This window comes from candidate division TA06 bacterium, assembly GCA_016235665.1.
Taxonomy (GTDB): Bacteria; Edwardsbacteria; AC1; order AC1; family EtOH8; genus UBA5202.
The window spans coordinates 88,401-110,052 of record JACRJI010000003.1; the positions used below are offsets into that span (position 1 = coordinate 88,401).

General features: G+C 52.5%; 15 protein-coding genes. 5 read left to right on the top strand and 10 right to left on the bottom strand.

Translation table 11 applies throughout. The features are described from left to right. The first annotated feature begins 51 nt into the window (after nucleotides 1-51). Entirely contained in the window at nucleotides 52-669 is a 618-nt protein-coding gene (locus HZA73_01135; GenBank protein MBI5804629.1) for a chemotaxis protein CheC, read from the top strand. Nucleotides 670-751: 82 nt separating this feature from the next. On the opposite strand, the gene HZA73_01140 is transcribed toward HZA73_01135, so the two are convergent. After that, a complete protein-coding gene (locus HZA73_01140) occupies nucleotides 752-2,005 on the bottom strand; it encodes a radical SAM protein (GenBank protein ID MBI5804630.1) in 1,254 nt (417 codons plus the stop codon). 255 nt (nucleotides 2,006-2,260) lie between these two features. Here HZA73_01140 and HZA73_01145 point away from each other — a divergent pair, with 255 nt between their 5' ends. Together HZA73_01145 and HZA73_01150 are read left to right on the top strand one after the other, a co-directional pair. Beyond that, the gene (locus tag HZA73_01145) at nucleotides 2,261-3,655 is read left to right on the top strand and encodes a T9SS type A sorting domain-containing protein (protein ID MBI5804631.1); all 1,395 of its coding nucleotides are present in this window, start codon (nucleotides 2,261-2,263) and stop codon (nucleotides 3,653-3,655) included. A 91-nt stretch (nucleotides 3,656-3,746) separates the two neighbouring features. Beyond that, the gene (locus HZA73_01150) at nucleotides 3,747-4,487 is read left to right on the top strand and encodes an rRNA pseudouridine synthase (protein ID MBI5804632.1); all 741 of its coding nucleotides are present in this window, start codon (nucleotides 3,747-3,749) and stop codon (nucleotides 4,485-4,487) included. A gap of 139 nt (nucleotides 4,488-4,626) precedes the next feature. Here HZA73_01150 and HZA73_01155 read toward each other — a convergent pair whose 3' ends face one another. The 3 genes from HZA73_01155 to HZA73_01165 form a co-directional block, all read right to left on the bottom strand. After that, entirely contained in the window at nucleotides 4,627-5,697 is a 1,071-nt protein-coding gene (locus HZA73_01155; protein MBI5804633.1) for a branched-chain amino acid aminotransferase, read from the bottom strand. 165 nt (nucleotides 5,698-5,862) lie between these two features. Then, the gene (locus tag HZA73_01160; protein MBI5804634.1) at nucleotides 5,863-6,969 is read right to left on the bottom strand and encodes a hypothetical protein; all 1,107 of its coding nucleotides are present in this window, start codon (nucleotides 6,967-6,969) and stop codon (nucleotides 5,863-5,865) included. A gap of 337 nt (nucleotides 6,970-7,306) precedes the next feature. After that, the gene (locus HZA73_01165) at nucleotides 7,307-7,750 is read right to left on the bottom strand and encodes a hypothetical protein (GenBank protein MBI5804635.1); all 444 of its coding nucleotides are present in this window, start codon (nucleotides 7,748-7,750) and stop codon (nucleotides 7,307-7,309) included. Between the two features lie 159 nt (nucleotides 7,751-7,909). On the opposite strand from HZA73_01165, the gene mnmG reads away from it, so the two are divergent. Beyond that, a complete protein-coding gene (gene mnmG, locus HZA73_01170; GenBank protein ID MBI5804636.1) occupies nucleotides 7,910-9,862 on the top strand; it encodes a tRNA uridine-5-carboxymethylaminomethyl(34) synthesis enzyme MnmG in 1,953 nt (650 codons plus the stop codon). A gap of 135 nt (nucleotides 9,863-9,997) precedes the next feature. After that, nucleotides 9,998-11,974, top strand: a complete 1,977-nt coding sequence (locus HZA73_01175; protein MBI5804637.1) for an OmpA family protein — start codon at nucleotides 9,998-10,000, stop codon at nucleotides 11,972-11,974. 148 nt (nucleotides 11,975-12,122) lie between these two features. On the opposite strand, the gene HZA73_01180 is transcribed toward HZA73_01175, so the two are convergent. The 6 genes from HZA73_01180 to HZA73_01205 form a co-directional block, all read right to left on the bottom strand. Continuing rightward, complete coding sequence (locus HZA73_01180; protein MBI5804638.1) at nucleotides 12,123-14,492, bottom strand: TonB-dependent receptor; 2,370 nt, start codon at nucleotides 14,490-14,492, stop codon at nucleotides 12,123-12,125. Nucleotides 14,493-14,512: 20 nt separating this feature from the next. Next, on the bottom strand, nucleotides 14,513-16,111 hold the full coding sequence (locus HZA73_01185; protein MBI5804639.1) for a hypothetical protein: 1,599 nt from the start codon (nucleotides 16,109-16,111) through the stop codon (nucleotides 14,513-14,515). Between the two features lie 25 nt (nucleotides 16,112-16,136). Further along, nucleotides 16,137-17,714 carry a hypothetical protein gene (locus tag HZA73_01190; GenBank protein MBI5804640.1) on the bottom strand — a complete coding sequence of 526 codons (1,578 nt, stop codon included), beginning with the start codon at nucleotides 17,712-17,714 and terminating at the stop codon, nucleotides 16,137-16,139. Between the two features lie 18 nt (nucleotides 17,715-17,732). After that, on the bottom strand, nucleotides 17,733-18,884 hold the full coding sequence (locus tag HZA73_01195; protein ID MBI5804641.1) for a hypothetical protein: 1,152 nt from the start codon (nucleotides 18,882-18,884) through the stop codon (nucleotides 17,733-17,735). A gap of 98 nt (nucleotides 18,885-18,982) precedes the next feature. Then, the gene (locus tag HZA73_01200; protein ID MBI5804642.1) at nucleotides 18,983-19,552 is read right to left on the bottom strand and encodes a pseudouridine synthase; all 570 of its coding nucleotides are present in this window, start codon (nucleotides 19,550-19,552) and stop codon (nucleotides 18,983-18,985) included. Nucleotides 19,553-19,583: 31 nt separating this feature from the next. Beyond that, entirely contained in the window at nucleotides 19,584-21,341 is a 1,758-nt protein-coding gene (locus HZA73_01205) for a metallophosphoesterase (GenBank protein MBI5804643.1), read from the bottom strand. Nucleotides 21,342-21,652: the final 311 nt, after the last annotated feature.

A 21,652-nucleotide genomic window follows, 5' to 3' on the forward strand; every position in this document is an offset into this window, starting at 1 on the left:
ATGACAAAATAACTGTTGATATTTTGTCAGATTTAGGCTAAACTAATCCGTATGGATATTAAAAATTTAGACCCCCTGCACCTGGACGCCCTTAAAGAGGTGTCCAACATTGGGGCCGGGCACGCCGCCACCGCCCTCTCGGAACTGGCCCACCAGACAATCCTGATAGACGTGCCGGTGATCGAGGTCAAACCGCTGGGCGAAGTGCTGACCGCATTGGCCGCCCCCGGGCAGAAGATCGCCTGCGTGGCGGTGGGCCTTTCCGGGGATATCAAGGGAGAATCCCTGCTGCTGTTCACCGAACAAGATGCGGTGGAGTTCTCCAACCGGGTACTGGGCCGGGAAGAGTCAATAAAACCGGTTGCTTTGGGCCAGTTGGAGGAATCGGCGCTTAAGGAGACATCCAACATTCTGACCTGTGCCTACATGAATGCCCTGGGAGTGTTGCTGGGCGTGATGGTGATCCCCACCGCACCGTCCCTGGAGATCCGGGACCCGCGGGAAGCAGGGGGCCAATCGTTCTCCTCGCACAAGGAGCACGGGGACATGGTGATCTCCATCAAGAATGAATTCCGGTTCATGGACAAAAAGATCAATCTTCAAGGATACTTTCTGTTGATCCCGGACGGGGAATCGCTAAAGGCGATATTCAAGAAAATGAATATGTAATTGGAATCAGGTTGTAAAGGGGATAAAGGACCAAAAGGAAAAAGCTGGCGTTCTTTAGAACGCCAGCTTTTCATTGTCCCCTTTAATGCACCGGGATATTGAAATAATCTATCCGCGTTTTTGGAAGTTCCCTTTTGAAAATATCGATCAGGCTGGCTATCCCCAGACTTGTACCTTTTGGCCTTGGCACGGTGCGGATATACCACCAGGGATCGATGGACAGGTTTCTCATCTGCACCATGTCCACCTTGTGTTTGTGGAATAATTTTATCAGTCCTTCCGTCTCCCGCTCACGGTCGGTGTAGCCGGGAAACACCAGCAGGTTGATACTGACATACAGTCCGTTCTGCTTGGCCACGGCGATGCTTTTCAGTACGTCTGCATATTTGTAGTTGACCGGCCGGTAGTAGGCATCATAGCTCTTGTTGAGTGAGGAATTCAAACTGATCCGCACCGAGTTCAGGCCGGCACGGGCCAGGCGTTTGATCTTCTCCGGGGAATAGCCGTTGGTGTTCAGGTTGATGGTCCCCCGGTCCGTCCGGGCGCGGATCAATTTGATGGAGGCCTCCAAGGTCTTGTCCTGCAGCAGGGGCTCCCCCTCACAGCCCTGGCCAAAGCTGGCGATGGCCGATTCCGCCTTTTGCAGATGGGGCACGGCCAGTTCCGCTATCTCTTTTGGCGTGGGGACGAAAGTTATCCGGTCCTGGCTGGCGCAGCACTCCCCCGGCTGAAGGGAAAGACAGCCCAGACATCGGGCATTGCAGGACGGCGAGGTTGGCAGGGGCAATTCCCATCTGCGGTAAAAAGTGTTCTTGCCGGCAAAGCAGTGATACTCCAATGCGCAGCGGGCCAGCTGGCGCAATAACCGGTTTGAGGGTTCTTCTGACAATCTTTGTTCAACAAGTTTAACAAGACGTTTGTCTTGTTGCGGGCTGTGAAGTTCGGGATCGGCCTTGGGGTTCTTGGCAACCAGCCGCGCCGCGCCGCAGATCCTTCCCTTGTGCCAGGCCAAGGCGGTGTAAGACCACAGGGGAAGAAAGGGTTTTTCCGCTTTCTCTACATAACCCGGCAGCAGGGTCCTAGTGAACCCGGCCGGCATGAAAGCTGCCACTGGAAAGATCTTCTTGCCCTGCAGTTTTTCCAGGTATACTGTGGCTCTGTTCTGCGAAGCAACCACGACACCCTTTTTGATCACGAAGATCTCACTGCCCACCGGCAGTGGCACCAGCTCGTTTTCCGGCACGGGCACAAAGTCCCCACCGGAAAGGCCCAGTGGCTGAAATTCAGGTGTGTCGTAGATCTGGCCGGAAGTGTCGGAATATAATAAATTTGGCATACGGGGATTATATCATAAAAAGACAATTATATGTAAGGGCATATTACGACGTGTCCAGAATAAAGTTGTAAATATCATAAAATAAATATTGACATTATCCCACTCCCGGTATAATATTGTATAATAAACAAAATTTAAACTCATGGAGGCGCTATGGGCAAAGTTCGTCAGGCAATCTTGCTATTGGCAATCTTGTTGTTTGCAGTGAATGCGTTTGCGATATACGACTGGAATAGTTTGTACCAAAATAATTTAATGTCCAGCGTAACCAATTATGGTCAGCTGGGCCAGGTTCAGGGTGGTAGCTCAGCCTATACCTTTTGGCCAGCCCCGGCATTGGATATCAATGGAGACCCCATACCGCCATTGATGAACTACGTTTTTGGCTGGGGTCTATGGGTGGGGGCACAGGTGAGAAACGATAGTATACCGGGCAAAATGGATACCCTGGTAACACAGGGCTATAATCCGAGCAACGCAAGATATGAATACACTCCGGGAGCTGTAATAGGCGGGGTCCCGCAAAGCCCTACGGCTGCGGATGTCAAGGTTTATGTTTCCACGGAGGCCGGCTGGCCCCTGCAAAAGACCGGAGGCGGGGACAGCATCGTATCTATGCTGGACACCAGGTGTGTCTATAACGATTATAATGTCAGCAATCATCTTACCGGCCGACCGCTGAAGATAGAAGTAACCCAGACCACCTACCAATGGAACACTGCCAGCATTACGGACGTCATCTATTATTTATTCGAGGTCCGGAATACCAGAGAAGATACTCTGTTCGATGTATACTTGGCGCCTACCACCGACTGCGACATCGGGAGCGAGAGCGACCCCTACCAAAATGATATATGCTACTGGGATTCCACAACAAATATGGGATACCAGTACAACGGCATCAACAGCGAACCCGGCTGGACCAGGGAACCTGGGTGTATAGGCTTCATGTTCCTGGAAAGCCCGGTGGCCAACAAGGAATTCACCGCACCAGACGGCTACCACCTCAGCATTGGCGACACCATAGGACTGTATGCTTTTAAGGTGTTCAATCGGGCAATAGATCCGCCGACCGATATCGAGCAATATCAGGAACTGGCCGGATACGATTATATGACCGGAAATTTTAAGAGACTGGATAATAAACCTTCCCCCAATGACCAGAGATTTATGGAATCGACCGGGCCCATAGACCTTGCCCCTGGACAGACCGCCAAAGTGATCGTCTGCATGATCTGCGCCAATTTTGATTACAGTTATCTGGGGACCAATGACACGATGGCCATAATGGAACTGCGGGAAAAAGCCAGAGACGCTAAGTTACAGTTCGATCAGTTGGGTATCACTGGACTACTGGGTAAAAATACCATGCCCCCCATCCTGCTGCTGCAGAACGCCCCCAACCCATTTAAACAAGCAACAACGATCAATTATCGGGTATCAAAACCGGGGCTGGTAAACCTGAAGGTTTACAACATCGCCGGACAACTGGTGAAGACCCTGGCCAGCGGGCAGGCGGCAGCAGGGCCGCATGCCGTCAAATGGGACGGCCGGGACAACAGCGGAAACAAAGTGTCTTCGGGCATTTATATTTATCGTCTGCAGGCGGAGAATAAAGAGATGACCCAAAAACTGGTGATTCTCAGATAATCGGGCAGAATATTCTTCGCAGCAAAGCGAGGGAGCACATAGAGCTCCCTCGCTCTTTTATGTTGCAAATCGCAGGCAAAAATGATATCCTATGAACATGGAACAAAAAGTAAGGCTTAATAAATTCCTGGCCCAGTGCGGGGTGGCCTCGCGCCGCCAGGCCGATGAGATGATCGCGGCCGGACAGGTCACGGTCAACGGGAAAAAAGTGACCGAGCTGGGCACAGTGATCCTGCCCTCCCGCAGCACCGTCAAGGTGGGCGGCAAGCACATTAACCCGCCCAAGGTGCACCAGTACTGGGTCTTCAACAAGCCCAAGGGCTACCTCTGCAGCCGGGGAGACCCTTACGGCCGGCCCACCATCTATGACGCGGTGCCCTTCTACCTTAAGAACATGAAATACGCCGGGCGGCTGGACCTGGACAGCGAAGGCCTGCTGATCATGACCGACGACGGCGAACTGATAGAACAGATCACCCACCCTTCCAACCAGATCAAACGGACCTACGTGGTCTGGGTGCGGGGCCTGGTGCAGAAGGCCGAGCTGGACCAGCTGAAGCAGGGGGTGGAATACGAGGGCGAGCACTACGCCCCGGCCCCGGCCAAAATATTGCGCTACGATCCCCGGGAGCAGAATTCCTTTATCGAGATCACCATCCGAGAGGGCAAGAAGCGCGAGGTCAAGATGATGTTCCGGGCTCTGGGCCGCCAGGTGCTGGAGCTTAAGAGGATCTCCTTTGGTCCGGTGAAGCTGGGTTATCTGGAGACCGGCCAGGCCCGGAAGATCACGGATGAAGAGCTGGCCCAAATGAAAAGAGGGCGGAAGAAATGACTTCCGCCCTCTTTTTGTGCCCCTTGTGCACATTCGACAAGGCTTCGGCCCGACTTCGGCGTGAGCTCAGTCGAACGCTCAGCCGGGCCGCTCAGTGCACGCTTTCTAACACCAAAGGGTTAACAGGACTAAATTAGTCTTATTTAACTTGGTGCACCCAGCCGTGCTTGTCCGGCAGTTTCCCGGTCTGTATACCGGTCAGGGTATCGAAGAACTTCTTGGCCCAGGGGCCGGCTTTCTTGCCCACCACGTATTCCTGGCCCTTGTAACTGAGCTTGCCCACCGGGCTGACCACGGCCGCGGTGCCGGCCCCGAAGATCTCGGTCACCTTCTGGAATTTGATGCCGTCCACCAGCTCGTCGATCGTCAGCTGCCGCTGCTCGGCCCGGATGCCGATGTCCTCGGCCAGCTTCAGCACCGACTTGCGGGTGATGCCGCTTAAAATACTGCCGGAAAGGGGAGGGGTGACCAGCACGTTCTCGATCACAAAGAAGATGTTCATGGCCCCCACTTCCTCGATATAGCGGTGGTCCTTGGCGTCCAGCCACAGCACCTGGCTGTAGCCCCGGTCCTTGGCCTGCTGGGAGGCCAGCATGCTGGCAGCGTAGTTGCCGCCGGTCTTGGCTTCGCCGGTGCCGCCCAGGGCCGCCCTGGTAAAGCTGTCCGAGACCCACAGACCCACCGGATTAAAGCCCTCCGGAAAATACGGGCCGACCGGGGAGAGGATGATGTAGAAAAGATACTCGTCGGAGGCCTTGACTCCCAGGGCGGCTTCGGTGCCGATCACGGTAGGCCGGATGTAAAGGGAGCAGCCCTCGGCGGTGGGGATCCAGCGCTGTTCCAGCTTTACCAGTTCCGAGACAGCCTGGATGATGTCCTCCACCGGGATCTCGGGCATGCAGATCCGGCGCATGGAATTGTTCAGCCGCTTGGCGTTCTCGTCGGGGCGGAAAAGCAGGATCCTGCCGTCCGGCGATTTATAGGCCTTCTGGCCTTCAAAAACTTCCTGACTGTAGTGAAAGACGTTGGCCGCCGGGTCCAGGTTCAGAGACTGGTAGGGTTTGATCTCCGGGTTGTGCCAGCCCAGCTTCCGGTTGTAGGGCATGGTGAACATATAATCGGTGAAGGTCCGGCCGAACTGGAGCTTTAATGGATCAGGATAAAGGGCTTTCAGTTTTTCCTTGGGCAGCAGGGTGGTTTGAATGTTCATTTTTATGCCCTAAAGTTAAAGGTGAAATGATGGGTTAATTATAAAACTTAATCCATTAAATGTCAAACAAAAACCGGCGATTGTTTCACGTGAAACAATCGCGCCGGAACAAAACAAAACGGGCGCTCCAAAAACGGGGCGCCCGAAATTGTTTCACGTGAAACATTAAAAGGAATATTCAAGGGAGGCCGAGAAAAGCAGCCGGGAAAAATCATAATATGGGTCATTGGAGGAATTGATCAGATAATTCCCTCCCAGGATCAGGCTGGGGCTCTTGCTTCCGGACCCATCCAAGCCCAAGGTCAACTCTACACCCACCTCGGTGATGACGTCTTTTCTCAGGTTTTCGCTTTTGGCCCGGCTGAAGGGGCTGGAGGTGTCCGAACCCGCCTTTTGGTAGGCATAAAGCGAGGAAAAGTCCTTGTTGTTGTAAGCCCCATAAACCACAAACTTATTGTCTCCGGGCGTTAAAACAGTCAATTGGGCCTCGGCCCGGATCCCTTGATAATCAAAATACTCGGCCACTTCGCGCAAAAGAGTATCCGGCATATAGAAGCTATCGGCGGAAACCTTGTTTTGCTGGGTTCCAAACGATACTGCCAGCCCGACATTTTGACCAAGGGATTGGGTCAACTTAAACCGGGGGCTAAAAAAGAGGATATTCTGCGGTGCCAGGGTGTCGTTACAGGAACTGTAAACCTTTCGGTTGTAGTCCACCAAACCAATTAAAGCGGTTTTGGCAGGCAAAAAGAGGCTCAGCGACCCGGCAATCCCAGTACTGTTGTAGCCATAATCCGTAAAATAGCTAAAAGAGGTTCTTCCCACCGAGCCGTCAAGTTTTAATAACAGAGGATTGGCCAAATATATTTTAGACTCCAGGATAGTGGCCGTCGAACTATTGTCATAGTACTTGCGGTCGGCTGAATTCAACTGGGCCTCAAATGATCCGCCCAACCCGGCATAACCGTCCTTTCCGATGTCTAAAACAAGCAGGGCATCGGCCAGGTGGTCGTTATGGCTTCTGCTTAGATAGCTTAAATAAGCGCTATAACTTCCCGAATAATCGGCGCTGACAGAAAGAGGGGATTTTCCGAAGGGCCAATCGGCCGCCAGATCCAAAAATGCTCCCAATGTAAGTGTTCCACCACCGGATGCATCGGAAAAGGCATTGCTGTTATAGTCGGTCCATGCTCCGGCCGTGCCGGAAACCTGAGCAAAGGCAAGGGCGGTTACAAATGCCGATAATAGAGCCAAAATCATGATCTTTTTCATATTATCTCCGTAGTTTAACCGGTTTTTTGATTTCCGTCCATCGTTTTTTAAACAGCTCCAAGCCATCCCATTGTCCGGTGGCCACGCAGAGATAGAGCCGGAAAAGTCCCCGGGGGATGGCAACTATTTCCAACTGAACACCGCAATCGCCGGCCAGATCATTTAGGGGGATGGATAAGTCAGTCCAACGGTGGCTATATGTCTTGAGTTCTAATTCGTAGGATGGCAGCGTTGTCATTGTTTGACTTATTTTTCTCTTTAAAATGTTTATTGCTGTAAAAACCGCAGGTTTAATACTATTAAACCTGCGGTTTGGCAAAGGTTTCAGGCGCTTATTTTAGTTGTTTCCGTTGCCTGTTCCCGAGCCAGATCCCTGTCCCTGCTTATTGCCAGACCCGCCGCCCTGGGGAACCATGTTCCCGTTGCATTCGCCGTACTGTTTTTTGGCCTTGGTCCGGGTCCTGGTCTTTTTCTGTTCCTTCTTTTGCAGCTTGTTTTGGTCTCCCACTCCGTTTCCGTCCTCGTCCTTATACTGGGCCTTGGTTTGGGTCTTGGTCTGTTCTTTGTTCTGCAGTTGTTTCTTTTCTCCCTGGCCGGAATCCGCCGGAGTTCCGTTTTGGATTTTTTCCCGGTTCTGAATCCGCAGCTGCTGTTCCGCCCCATCAGTCTGTGTTTTGATCTGATTCTTTACCGTCAAAGAATCGGTCTTTTGGGCGATGGCCATTGGGGTTAGCAAAGCGGCTATTACCAGGACCAGAGAAAGTTTAATAATAGTTTTCATTTTTCCTCCTATTGTTTTTTTTAATTTCCAAATTATTCTTGGTTATATACATTAGATACAATAGTGCCTGCTTTGGTTCCCGGGCGCAGATAATTATTGCATAATCCCAAACCCAGCCTTGCTTTAAAGATCGGAATATGGTATCATATTATTTCAAATATGTCAAACAAATACGATGTAATAATTATTGGCGGCGGGCACGCCGGGATCGAAGCCGCCCTGTCTTGCGCCAAAATGGGTATGAACACGGCGTTGTTCACCATGTCGCTGGACAGGATCGGCTGGATGTCCTGCAATCCCTCAATTGGCGGGCTGGCAAAAAGCCAGTTAGTAAAAGAGATAGACGCACTGGGTGGTGAGATGGGGCTGTTGGCTGACGCCGCGGGCATCCAGTTTCGGATGCTCAACCTGAGCAAAGGGCCGGCGGTGTGGTCCCTAAGGGCTCAGTGCGATCGGCAGATCTATTCCACCGAAGCCAAAAAGGCTTTGGAACGCCAGAAGAGTTTAGAGATCAAGCAAGGCACGGCCATCAATTTGCTGATGGACAAGGATGACTCCGGCAAGATTATCCGGGGGATAGTGGCCGATGGCGGCCGGGAGTTCTTGTGCCGGGCTGTGATAATTGCCACCGGAACCTTTTTGAACGGGCTCATTCACATAGGTCCCAAAGCCTTTCCCGCCGGCAGGGCCGGGGAACCGGCGGCCACCGAATTATCCAAGTCGCTTGCAGACAACGGTTTAAGTCTTGGCAGATTAAAAACAGGCACTCCTGCCAGGGTAAATGCCCGGTCGGTTGATTTTTCCAAGATGGCCTTGCATCCTGGCGACGATGATCCCCAGCGCTTTTCCAACCGGACAGAAGTATACGAAACCATCAGTTCCCGCACCGGGCAAAAGAAACGGATCTGGCCGAAACTGGAGCAGGTGCCGTGCCATCTGACCAGCACCAACGAAGCCACGCACAAAATAATTTTGGAGAACATCGGGAGTTCGCCGCTGTACTCGGGAAAGATAAAAGGCATCGGCCCCAGATATTGCCCGTCAATAGAAGACAAGGTGGTGCGTTTCTCCGGGCGCAGCCATCATCAGGTGTTCATTGAACCGGAGGGGCTAAACACCGATGAATTGTATTTGAACGGCATTTCATCCTCTTTGCCAGAAGAGGTTCAGGAACAATTCATCCACAGCATCGCCGGGCTGGAGGGGGCCCGGATCATGCGGTTCGGCTATGCCATAGAATACGATTATGTTTTTCCCACCCAGCTTTTTCCCACCCTGGAGACCAAGAAGATCCAAGGGCTTTACCTGGCCGGACAGATCAACGGTACCTCGGGCTATGAAGAGGCCGCCGCCCAGGGGCTTTTGGCCGGGATCAACGCGGTCCAGAAAATCAAAGGCCTTGAGCCGGTGATCCTGGGCCGGGACCAGGCCTACATAGGCGTGCTGATAGACGATCTGGTGACCAAAGGCACGGAAGAGCCTTACCGGATGTTCACCTCGCGGGCCGAGCACCGGCTGCTGCTGCGCCAGGACAATGCTCCGGAACGGCTGCTGCCGCTGGGGCATCAGATAGGGCTGGTGGACGATGATGTCTGGGGCCGCTTCCAAGGCAGGCAGGATAAGATAAACAAAGAACTGGAACGGCTGAGCCTAGAGACAGTATATCCGGAACAGGCCAACGATATCCTGCAAACCCTAGATACTGCGCCATTGTCCGAGGCTTGCCGGCTTGACGACCTGCTTAAGCGTCCGGAAATATTCTATATGTCGCTGTTGCCTTTGGACCAGCACCGTCCCGAACTTGACCGGGATATAACAGAGCGGGTGGAGATAGAAATAAAATATCAAGGCTACATCAAAAGGCAGCGGGAGACCGCAGACAGGACGGCGGAGCTGGAGCACCAGGCGGTTCCGGCCGATTTGGATTATTCCGCCGTGTATGGACTTTCGGGAGAGGCCCGGCAAAAGTTAGCGGCCATCCGGCCGCTGTCTATCGGGCAAGCCACCCGCATCTCCGGGATCACGCCTTCGGACATCGGGGTACTGCTGGTGCATTTGAAGAAAGCCGGATTCGAACAGGGGCGCAACAATGGCCGGGCGCTAAAAACATAAAATATTTTGCTTGATATTTGAGGCTAATTTTTGTATATTATAGTTGTCAATGCAGGCAACCGGTTACAAATTATCATGCTCAGGAAAGCCTGAGAAAAAACTTTTGACGCAAAAATATTCTAAGGAGTTCTTCTCATGCGGAAGATCACGCTGTTGTCAATCCTAACCCTGCTGCCTTCGCTGCTCTTTGCCCAGGCTGTCAGGTTTGAGTTCTCCAACATCCGGTTCAAATCGGGCTCGGCGGTGATTGAGACCGCCACCCTGCCGGCTCTTGATACGCTAAGCCAGTTCCTGACGCGTTCCGGCGCCCGGGTGGAAGTGGCCGGCCATACCGATAACGTGGGCGATAAAAGGAAAAACCAGAAACTATCCCTGCAGCGGGCCCAGTCGGTCTGCAATTATTTGATCACCAAACACCGGATAGCGCCGTCCCAATTGACAGCCAAGGGTTACGGCGACCTGATCCCCCTGGTGCCGAACCTGACCGATGAATACCGGGCCAGGAACCGCCGGGTGGAAATAACAGTTAATTCCAAGATCCGGGAAGCCCGGCTTTCATATCTCCAGGGCAACGTGTTTACCCGCAAGCAGGGCATCAGCAAATTCCAGCCGGCCAACCTGAACCAGGTGCTGACCATATTGGACGAGGTGGTCACCGATTCCACTGGCCGGGCCGAGATAACATTTGACAACGGTTCCAAGATAAAGGTAAATCCCAGCTCGGACCTGGTGATAGAAGAACAGTCCTGGGAAACGGGAAATAAAAAGGCCCAGGTTGGCCTGAACCTGATCATCGGGAAAGCCTACGCCAAGATCAACAAACTGGGGGACAAAAAGGAAAGTTTTACCCTGGCAACGCCAACCGCAGTGGCCGGGATCCGGGGAACCGAGTTTGTAGTGGAGTCAAAACCGGATCGGTCTGCCCTGTTATCCGTCTGGGAGGACAACGTTATGTGGCGGGGACAAATCGCCAATTCAATGGACAAGTCCCTGCGAGCAGCCCAGGGAAGCCGCTGCCTGCCCGGCCAGCATCCGGAGCCGGCGGTGGATCTGCCCAAGCCGCCCATGCCCAAAACACCGGCGGCCAACGATACGTTTTTCTACAACCCCGACAAACCGAAGAGCATTAAGTTTACCTGGAGCCGGAGCGAGGGAACGAAGGCGCATCTTATAATCGCCCGCGATTTTGAAATGAGAGAGGTGGTGGCCGACATCATCACCGAAAAAGAATCTTTCAGCCTTAAGCCGGGAAAGACAGATGATATTTTTTACTGGATGCTGACAGCTATAGATGAAATCGGGCTGGAGGGACAACCCTGGCCCACCCGCACCCTAAGACTGGTTCGTAAAATTGAAGGACCCAGGCTGCGGATAGGACGCCCTAAGATGGGGGAGAAAGCAAACCAGCTGAAAATGCTGGTGGACGGATCCACCGACCTTAAAACAGAACTGACCATCAACGGCAAGCCGGCCCTGGTGTCGGCCGCAGGTGATTTCAGCGAGATGATCCTGCTGAAGGCCGGTGAAAATGTGATTACCGTGGCAGCCACCGACCAGGCCGGAAATGAAAGCACCACCAGCCTCAAAATATTCTGTGCTCCCACGGCCGTGGTTGATGCCTCGCTCAATATTGGGGCCATCAAACTTATGGGGGGCCTGGCGGATGCGGCCTCTCTTGGATTGTCGGGTACGGTCCGGCTGATCTACAACCTTAACCAGTACTGGGGGCTGGGAGTGGCCGGCGGTTATGGGCAGTCAGGAGTTGAGGCCGCTGATTGGGAACCGCGCTCTGCCGATTACACCACCACAGCAGTTCCGGCAGCGGCCCTGGGCCGTTTCACGATCCTGCCTGAGTCCAAGATCTCTCTGTTCGCCACAGTAGAGGCCGGTGCGGTGTTCTGGCAAAACAAGTTGTCGGGCGTGACTCAAACCAGCGGAACTGCGTTATTTGGAGCCCTGGGATCTGGGGTAAAGTTTGCCGTCAGCGAAAGGGTAAGCATTTTGGCCGACTTGACAGCAGGGTATATGATGGCTGACACAGTCAATGCCGGCTCGATTGACAAGAACAATCTCATCCTCCGGGGCGGGGCGGGAGTGATGTTCGGGTTTTAACAAGAAGGCGCCGGATAGGGAAACATTGAAAAAGTGGAAACACAACTGTACGCTTTTAAATAGTTTGATCCTAAAAGAGAAGAGGCCGTTTTTTAAGACGGCCTCTTCTCTTTGTTCTGAAAGGATTTTATCTGGACAAAAGAAAAAACTAAAATTCAACTATTATCCCGGCGGTAATATTAAGGCCGTACTGATAGATGGGCTTTCGCTTTCCGTCCGGTGTGTACTGGTATTCCCAGATGTTTGGGTAGTTTGTAAGGTTGTCGATCTCAAAATATGAGACCAAGCCTACCCGGTCCCAGAACCAGCGGCGCTGAGCGTGGAAATCCACCCGGTTGTAAGGGTCGGACCGCTTGGAGTTTAACGTAGTCTGCTCGTCGATCTGCCACAGCCGAAGCTCAGGATGCATGACCATCGGTGTATAGGGCCGTCCGCCCAGATAGCGCCAGCGAACGGAATATTCGGTCTCATCTCCCGGGAAAAGCGGTATGACGGAGAGTGGCAGGAACCACCACTTGTACCGCAGGTCCACATACCACAGTTTATCATCAAAATTATTGCGGTATCCGGCGATGGCTGTGACGATGTTGCGGTAATCATAATCCCAGTCGTAATAAGTGTTGGTAAAACGGGGGTCTTTCATTTGCGAGGTGGAGTAGGAGCAGCTCAGTGTCCCCCAAAAATTTTCTTTTACCTTCTTCTGCAGGAATAGTTCCACTCCCTGGGCATAGCCCTGTCCCTGATTGACGTAGACATTGGAACGGTCGGAGGGATCGGTAGTGGTCAAAACCTTTTGGATGGGAACCTTGCGGAATGTCTTGTAATAAGCCTCAATGGTCCCCTTGATGTCCTCGGCAAAAATATGCTCCAGCCCGGCCACAAACTGATCGTTGTATTTGCTCTCCAGCCGGCGGTTGGCGGTATCAATTCCTAGCTGATACCAGTCAGGCGGCTGGAAACAGCGTCCGTAGGAAAAGTTAAACGCGGTATTTTCAAAAAGCTGGAAACTGGTACCAACCCGGGGTGAAATGTCCATCTGGGCGGTATAGTCCACATAATCAAAGCGCAATCCGCTGCGCAAAGTGAAAAAGGAAACCGGCGTCCAGTTGTGTTGTATGTATCCGGCATAACGCCAGGGCCAGGGGTATTTGTTTATTTTGAGGTCATAGGTGTAGTCTGTGGTGCCGATGACGGAGTCCGTGCCGGGATAATAGATGGGCAAGGTATCCGGTTTTAACCAGATGTCATTGTTGACCTGGGTATTCCTGATGACAAAGCCCAATCCGATCTCGTTTTTTTTATCAGATGAAAGATAAAATCCCATATCCATCTTAAAAGAGGTTTCGCCCTCATTGGCAAAAGCCCGGTAAGTTTCAGCCCCGCTGGTGTCGGCCTCATTCTGGGTCCAGTTATTGAAGTTGCGGGATATTGTGTGTATGGTATATCCCTGAGGGTATACCGTGTGAAGGTTGACTCCCAAAGTGTATTGCCAGGAATCATAGTCTACCGAATGCTGGTAATCTTCCGTTAGAGCGTTTTCCAGATCCAGCCGGTAATCGTCTTTACCGTAAAGAGCCAGCACGGTCAGCTTATGCCGGTAATCGATATCATAAGCATATTTGCCCTGAAGGTTGGAATAATGGGGGATGCCGGTGATGCCGAAACGTGACCGGATGAAGGAAGGATAACTTTTATGATAGGAAAGCAAAAAAGTGGAAACGGGATTTAGCGGACCCTCCCAGGTCAGGCCCAGCCCGGAGATCCCGCCATCTGCTTTGATCCGCCGTTTTTCGCTCAGTCCGTCCCGGAGTTTGATATCCATTACCGAAGATACCTTATTGCCGTATTTGGCAGGAAAGGCCCCGGTAAAAAAATCCATCTGACGGATGAAATCGGTGTTGATGATGCCCACCGCACCCCCGGAAGCTCCCTGCTTGGAAAAATGGTTGGGGTTGGATATCTCGATATTGTCCACTAGAAAAAGATTTTCCCCGGCGTTCCCCCCCCGGACAATGATCTCGTTGTTCTGGTCGGCCACCGAGGCCACCGAAGGCAGGGCCTGAACAGCCCTCTGGACATCAAAATATCCGCCTGGCTGGGCTGCGATCTCCTCAAAATCCATCCGGTGGGAAGAGGAGACGGCATCTTTGGTCTTTTCAAAAAAAGTGGACTTGACCACCATTCCGGACATACTTAAGGGCTTCACCCCCAGGTCTATCTCCATCGTGGTGGACATGGCTGAGCGCACCAGCACCCGGTTCTTTAATATGACCTTATAGCCCATCCGACTAAATCGCAGATTGTAATATCCCGGGGGAATATCCGGCACTATAAAACTACCGCCACTATCACTGATGGCCCCGAATGGAGTGTTGACCACAGTAACAGTAACTCCCATTATCGGCTCGTGGTTGGTTTGGTCGTAAATCTTTCCCTTAATGGAGCCGGGCAGGGCCAGGGCCGGGAGGCTTGATAGCAGCATCGCCAGGGCCAATCCAAAGGTCCGGGTGCTTTTCATGTTGTTCTCCAGTTGTTACATTAACGTTTTGGGTCCAGGTCAAGGTGGTATTCCTCGACGGTCGCCAGAGGAAAAACATTGGCCCCGCCGATGGCGTAAATGCGGTTGTTTATAAAGGCGGCTCCCAAACAAGACCTGCCGGTCTGCATATCACTTCTTATAAACCAGGTGTCAGTGCCGGGATCGTACTTCCTGACTCTATTAGAATAAGTGCCATCATAGCCGCCCAAAACATAGATGAAGCCGTTGGCCACGGTAGCAGCCGAATAATTGGCCGGCCCGATCATGTCGCGGGCAGATGTCCATAAATTGGTGCCCGGGTTATAAACGTCAACAGAGGGAAGCGGTTTAGGACCGTTGTTGCCACCCATCACATAGATCAAGTTGTTGTAAACTGCCGAACAATGACAGCGATTGTCGTTAGGCAGGTATGATTTTATGTAATTATAAAACGTATCAGCATATATCGTATCTGGGGCTATGGTATCGGCAAAAATAACCGTGTCGGTCCACCAATCATTGGTGCTTATGTTGTATTGAAGTACCGGTCCCAGGGTGTAAATCTTTCCCTGGACGGCCTGGGCCGAAGTGATGTTGTTTGCGGCCTCATACGCTATTGGCATTGTATCCAGACTGGCCCAGGTGTTGAGCACAGGGTCATACATTTCATTTCTATTATATACGACATCGTTGATGCGCCCTCCTATGGCATAGATCCTGTTGTCCCATACGGCCACGGCCAGATTGCTGCGAGGGGTCGGCATATCCGCCTTTCTGGTCCAGGTGTCCGACAATGGATCGTACTCCAGAACTTCATTCAGCCAGGTAAGGCCATTTGTTCCGCCGATGATATATATCTTATTGTTAATAACAGCCGTACCGAAGCCGTAACGGGGGGAGGGGAGATCTCTTTTGCTGATCCACGGACAGGTACGGGTGGTGAAGCTTTGGACCGGACCTTCGGTAAATGCCCAGTGGTTGTCGCGGACGATAACCCTCCAATAGTATTTGGTATCATAAGCCAGGCCGGTTTTCTCCAGGTAATTTTGCTGGAAGTACGGCTGGTTTAAGGCCGGGAGTTCGGCAGTATTTCCCAGATAAAAAGTATAATAGAGAGTGTCGTCTTCGGTGTGGTCCGCGCATGTCCAATTGAACAGGAGGGTGGGGTATTCCCAGGGTGCGCCGTCAGCCGGATTCAGGTAAACCGGGACGTATGGGGCCAGATTGGAGTGGGGCAGGGTGGTGAAACTCCAGACAGATCCGGCGGTGATAATTCCCTTATCGTCCTTGGCGAAAACCTTCCAGTAGTAGGTGGTGTTGTAGCCAAGGCTGTCGGCAAAATAGCTGGCAGTCGCCAGGCCCGAGGCGGCCAGCGCCGAAGGAGGGTTCAAGGTATCCAGGTAAACATCGTAATAAAGCAGGCCTCCGTCCTTGTCGGAACACTTCCAGGACAGGGTGACATCGATGGTGGTGTGGTCGATGTTGGTGGCGCTGTCCGGGGGGTAGGGACTATTGGGGGCATTCGGAGCATATTCTATCTCCTCCGGCTTGCGCTTGGTACAGGAAGCGGCCAGGAAGCAAAAAGAGATTATGATTAAAAACCGAACGAGTCTTTTCATAAAGCCTTCCTTAGTTTATTGTGGCTTACCTGACAGGTATGTTTTTTGGGTCCTCTTCCAGCCGGTATTCTTCTACTGAAGACAACCACAGGACATTCAATCCCCCGAAAACATAAATACAATTGTTGACATAGGCCGTTCCAATTGTTGATCTGCCAGTCTGCATATCGCTGCGGATATACCAGGTATCGGTGAAGGGGTCGTATTTGCTGACCCGGTCAGAGTAGCTTCCGGCGTCGTAGCCACCCAAAACGTACAGATAGTTGTTGGCAATGACAGTTCCATAATAGGATAAGGAATATGGAATGGTAACGCCATGCAAAAACAGGCAAGTGTCCAATGATTCATTATAGCGCCAAAACCCGCCGCCGACGTTTAAAAAATATAGTTCATTGTTCAGGATCACAGGATTTGAACCTGGGTAGTGCGGGTTTGTCCATGTATATATCGTGTCGTAATAAGTGGTGTCTTCCAGTGTGTCGGTATAGGTTTCAACCCAGGTAGAGTCCCACCAGTCATCAATGGCCGGATCGTATACGTGGATTCCAGAACTACTGACATATATCTTGTTCTGGAAGACCGCGGCTGTGGCTGAGGCGATATCCTCCGGGGCATCATTTTTAACGGTCCAGATATTTGCCAGGGGATCGTACACTTCTACCTTATTAGTATATCCGCCAAAGATGTAAACGGTATTGTTATAGACCGCAGCCGCGGATTCGCTTCTGGGTGTAGGTATGTCGGCTTTTTGGGTCCAGGTGTCATTAATGGGATCATATTCCTCCACCAGAGATAAAACGTTTTGTGACGGGTCCTTCCCGCCGATAATATAGATCTTATTGTTGACCACGGCGGTGCTGAAGAAATAACGTTTTGAGGGCATGTCTTTTTTAGAATACCAGGGACAGGCCCTGGTGGTAAAAGAGTGAATCGGGCCGGAGGTCGAGGCCCCGTGAATGTCCCAGGCTACGATCTTCCAATAGTAGGTCGTGGCATAAGAAAGGGATGACCACAAAGTCCAGTCTTTTTGATATTGCGGGCAAAATAGAGGCGGAGAAGCAGTGGTACCTAAATAAATATCATAGCACAAAGGATTGTCATCTTCTCCGTTGGGATCCGTGCAGGTCCAATTGAACAGGAGGGTGGGGTATTCCCAGGGTGCGCCGTCGGCCGGGGCCAGGTATACCGGAGCATAGGGAGCTTGGTTGGAGTGGGGCAGGGTGGTGAAACTCCAGACTGGTCCGGCAGTGATGACCCCCTTGTCATTACTGGCGAAAACCTTCCAGTAGTAGGTGGTGTTGTAGCTAAGGCTGTCGGCAAAATAGCTGGCGGTCGCCAGGCCCGAGGCGGCTAGCGCCGAAGGAGGGTTCAAGGTGTCCAGGTAAACATCGTAATAAAGCAGGCCTCCGTCCTTGTCGGAACACTTCCAGGACAGGGTGACATCGGTGGTGGTGTGATCGATGTTGGTGGCTCTGTCCGGGGGGTAGGGACTATTGGGGGCATTCGGAGCATATTCTATCTCCTCCGGCTTGCGCTTGGTACAGGAGAAAAGCGCCATGGCCATCCCGGCGGCAAGAAACACAAAACAATACTTTCGCAACATGAAAGTCTCCACGGTTTATTATTTAAAAAGGCTTTCTTTCCAACGCTGTTCAAACTCATCCGGACCCATTCCATATGATTCCTTAAACGCCTGGGTAAAACCTGTCCCTTGCTGCATTTTGGAAAAAAGCAGGCGAACAAAGGCCCAATCGTATTGGCTGGTCAGAAAGTATGCGGCAGAAAGGCTGGCTTTATAGGCCAGAAGCGCCTGGCCGGACTCCAGGCCGGTGAATGGTTTTTGCAAGTCTCTCAGGGGGACGTAGATATTTTCCTTGGGTGTCAGCCCTTCCAGCAGCATCGCCAGACCCTCGTTAAGCCAGGCAGGGCAGCGTCCGCCGGTCATGTCATAGATGGCGGCGTGAGTGAATTCATGGGTCAGCACATTCTTAAGCAGCTGCCGGTCGTTCTGATAATTGGCCACCGGGATCCGGATCCGTCCGTCGAAGGCGGCGCCGGCCCAGGAGGCCAGGTGAGTGATATCCCGGAACTGCTGGTCGCTGTAAAGGATCACGCTGGTGTTGCCCCGGATGCGGTGACCCAGCTCACTGCCCACCCGGTCCCGTATCTCTTCAAGCAGCATCAGCACTTGGCCCGACACCTCACGGTTCTCCGCCCCCTCGAACCGGATTTCAAAATAACCGCTGTGGTCCTGTTCAAACCCCTGCTCGGTCAGGGTCTCCTTCTTTAGCTGAGCCAGGCGCTGGACAATGTCAACGTTATAGGGCAGGGCGCGGTTGGCCGTCTCTAGTAAATTAAGGGCCGAATCGTTTTGATTGTCCAGGCAAAAGGCCTGAGCGTTAAGATAATATATGACGGCGCTGATAAGAGAATCCTGTCTGGCGGCGGCTCCCAGTTCCAGCACTTTTTGGAAATCGCCCTGGCGGTAATTTATAACCATCTCATTGCCGTAAACTGCGGTCAGATTGGCCCGGATCCCGGAGTCGCCCGGCGCCAGTTCCAAGGCCTGTTTCAAGAGTCCGAGGGCCTGCGGAAACTCTCCCTTTTGGGAAAAGGCTACCGCCCGGTTGGAAATATCCACCGCCTGTTCCCGGCGGGCCGCCGCCACCAAAGCTCGCCGGTGTTTTTGGTAAGCCTTGTACAGGAAAATTGCGGCGGCGGCGATCAGCAGGGCAGTGGCCACCCGAAACAGCAGTTTCACAGTGTGATTCATTCGTCCGATCCTTTCCGGTCTGGCCGGCATTCAAACAAAAGGTTCAGAAAGGTTGTAAGGCCGCCGAAACATACAAAGACCTTTTACCGGGAAAAGCCTTATCGTTGGTTGAATATTTTAATCCGGGTCTTCTTGTCGATCGCCTTCCACTGGCCGGTCTTAAGGTCCCCCAGGGAATAGTTGCCGATCTTCACCCGGATCAGCCGCAGGGTGGGATGACCCACTGCCGCTGTCATCTTGCGCACCTGGCGGTTCTTCCCCTCGGTCAAGGTGATCTCCAGCCAGCAGTCGGGGATGTTCTTCCGGACCCTGATAGGCGGGATGCGGGCGGCTATCTCCGGCTGGGGGGCCAGGATCATCACCGAGCAGGGCAGGGTTTCCTGTTGCTCGATTACGACGCCGGCCCTGAGTTTTTTAAGGGCCTGGTCCGAAGGGATGTTCTCCACCTGGGCCCAGTAGGTGCGGGAATGGCCGCGTTCGGGGTTCAGCAAAAGAGCGTTAAGTTCCGGCTCATCGGACAAAAACAGCAGGCCCTCGGAATCGGCGTCCAGCCGGCCCAGTGCGTAGATGTTCTTGGGGAACCGGAAATCGGCCAGGGTCCTGTTTTTTGAGCCGTCGGCAGTGAACTGCGAAAGCACGCCGTAGGGTTTGTTGAAGGCTATAAGCACGTTTTTATCTGTAGCGCGGTTGCAGGTAAAATTACTTGAAATTTAAAATTCCGTAATTCTGGGTAAGGTAGTCCCAGTTGAATATCCATAGGGCGAGCTGCTTGTTGTATTGCTGACAGCGGCGAATGTTCATCCTGATCTGGCTGTTCTTGGTAAGTTTTGCCAATCCGATATCCTTCAAGGGGATTTTCATCTCCAAACGCCATTCCTTGTCCTTGCGTTCGCACTGGACCTGGTAGTTGCCGTTCCATTTCTCATTTTCACTGTTGCGAACGTTGTCCACCTGCTGGTCCCAGACCGTGCCCAGCGGATTGATATAAATCTGATAAACGGTGTCCTGGTTGGGGGAGAGGTAAAACCCCAGATAATCATCTTTATTGACCGGCTCATCGCGGACAGTTTTAGTGGCTTTAAGTTTTGTCATTGCGGTGTCGTGGCAGACCGCCGCCAGGTAAAGGTTCTCCCCGTCGTGCAGGAAGAAGACCTCCGTGGGATCGTTAAGCGCCGGTTCGGTATCGCCGTAACCGTTGCAGAACTCGACCGCTTTGCCAGCCCCCAGCCACTCGGTAGCTGCGAAATTTCCGTCAACCACCGGCGCCTTTTTGGCCCTGGGGCAGTCGATTATCTTGGCCACTTCCGGGGCATATTTTTCAATGGTGAACACCTTGTCCCGGCCGAAAGGATAGGCCACCTTCATCAGGGGCAGGGGATACAAAATGCCGGGGCCTTTGAATTTAAAGGATTTTTTCAGGGTGTCGCCGGGGGCGATCTCCACTTCGGTCTTGGGGCTTAGCGCCTGCCAGTTCTGGCCGGTCTCCCATAGCACCTCGGTCTTGATCGGCTTGTCGGTCAAATTGACCAGCTTCAGGTCGGTCTGAAACTCCCTGGGTGTCTTTCCTTCTTGGAATGACGGACCCCTCAGATCAACGGCTTTTCCGGCAAGGTCATGGGCAAATGTTTCCTCCTTAAGTGTCACCCAGTCTATGGCAAAGGTGTTTCCGGCCCGCATCAATGCCGGGCTGAATTTCCCGTCTCTGACGGTAACCCATAGATACTGGTAAAAGTTGGCCAGGCTCACATTCTCTTCGGTCCCGCCCCGCAGTTCCGCCCCGGAGCTGCCCATCACCACATAACGAATGCCGTCAAAAACCTCCGAAGCATAGTTGTGCCAGTGCCCGGTGAACACCGCGGTCACCCTGTATCTCTTAAAGAGATCGTGCAGCCGGTCCGGCTTGCCGGCCCCTATTCCGAAAGGCCAGAAAGGCTTGTGCATGAAAACGTAGATCCCGGACTTGTTCTTGAACGCCTTAAGGTCATTCTCCAGCCATTTCATCTGATCCGGATCCATCTGGTCGGCCGTCTTGACCAAGGTGTTGTCCAGAATTATGAAATGGCTGCTTTGGTGATCAAAAGAATAGTAGGGATTGCGTCCGGTCTTTTTAATGAAGATATTACGGACGTTAGGGGTGGTGATGTCGTGATTGCCGGGAGTAAGATATACGGGACAGGAAAGGACCTTCAGGCAGGGCAGGATGGAATCCCAGTCATTTACAGTTCCGGCCGAATCCTTGTACCCTTGGATCAGATCGCCCACCGTCACCACAAAGTCCGGGCTCAACCGTTCGATATCCTTTAGCACCATCTCGAAGGCTTTTTGATTTGGGCTATTGGCCCGGTCGGCCAGCACCACGAACCGGAAGTCGTTCTTGAGCGCAGCGGGCTTGGCTGTCCATCCGTTAAGCGCCAAAGGCGCCGCCATTAGAACAAGAACAATAAATATCCTTATCATAATCTCTCCCTACGTTTTGGTTGATGAACGATATGCTGCGGGCCAAACACGGTGTTCTATATAAAAATGCCCCCAGGGCGCGGATCATTTGCGACAGTCTGGGGGCGTCTCTTAAGAGGCTTATAAGTTATTTTTTTCATATCGGCGGCATAAGTCACGGTAAACAGTGCCATAAGAAGCGGAATCAGTATCCAGGGATCAAAACCGCCTAGGTTCAGGAATCCCCGGGCAATAATTTCCGGATAGGCGCCGATTTGGCAAATCCCGTTGTGGGCGATGTTGTTGAACCATTGAAAAAGCATAGTGTTTTT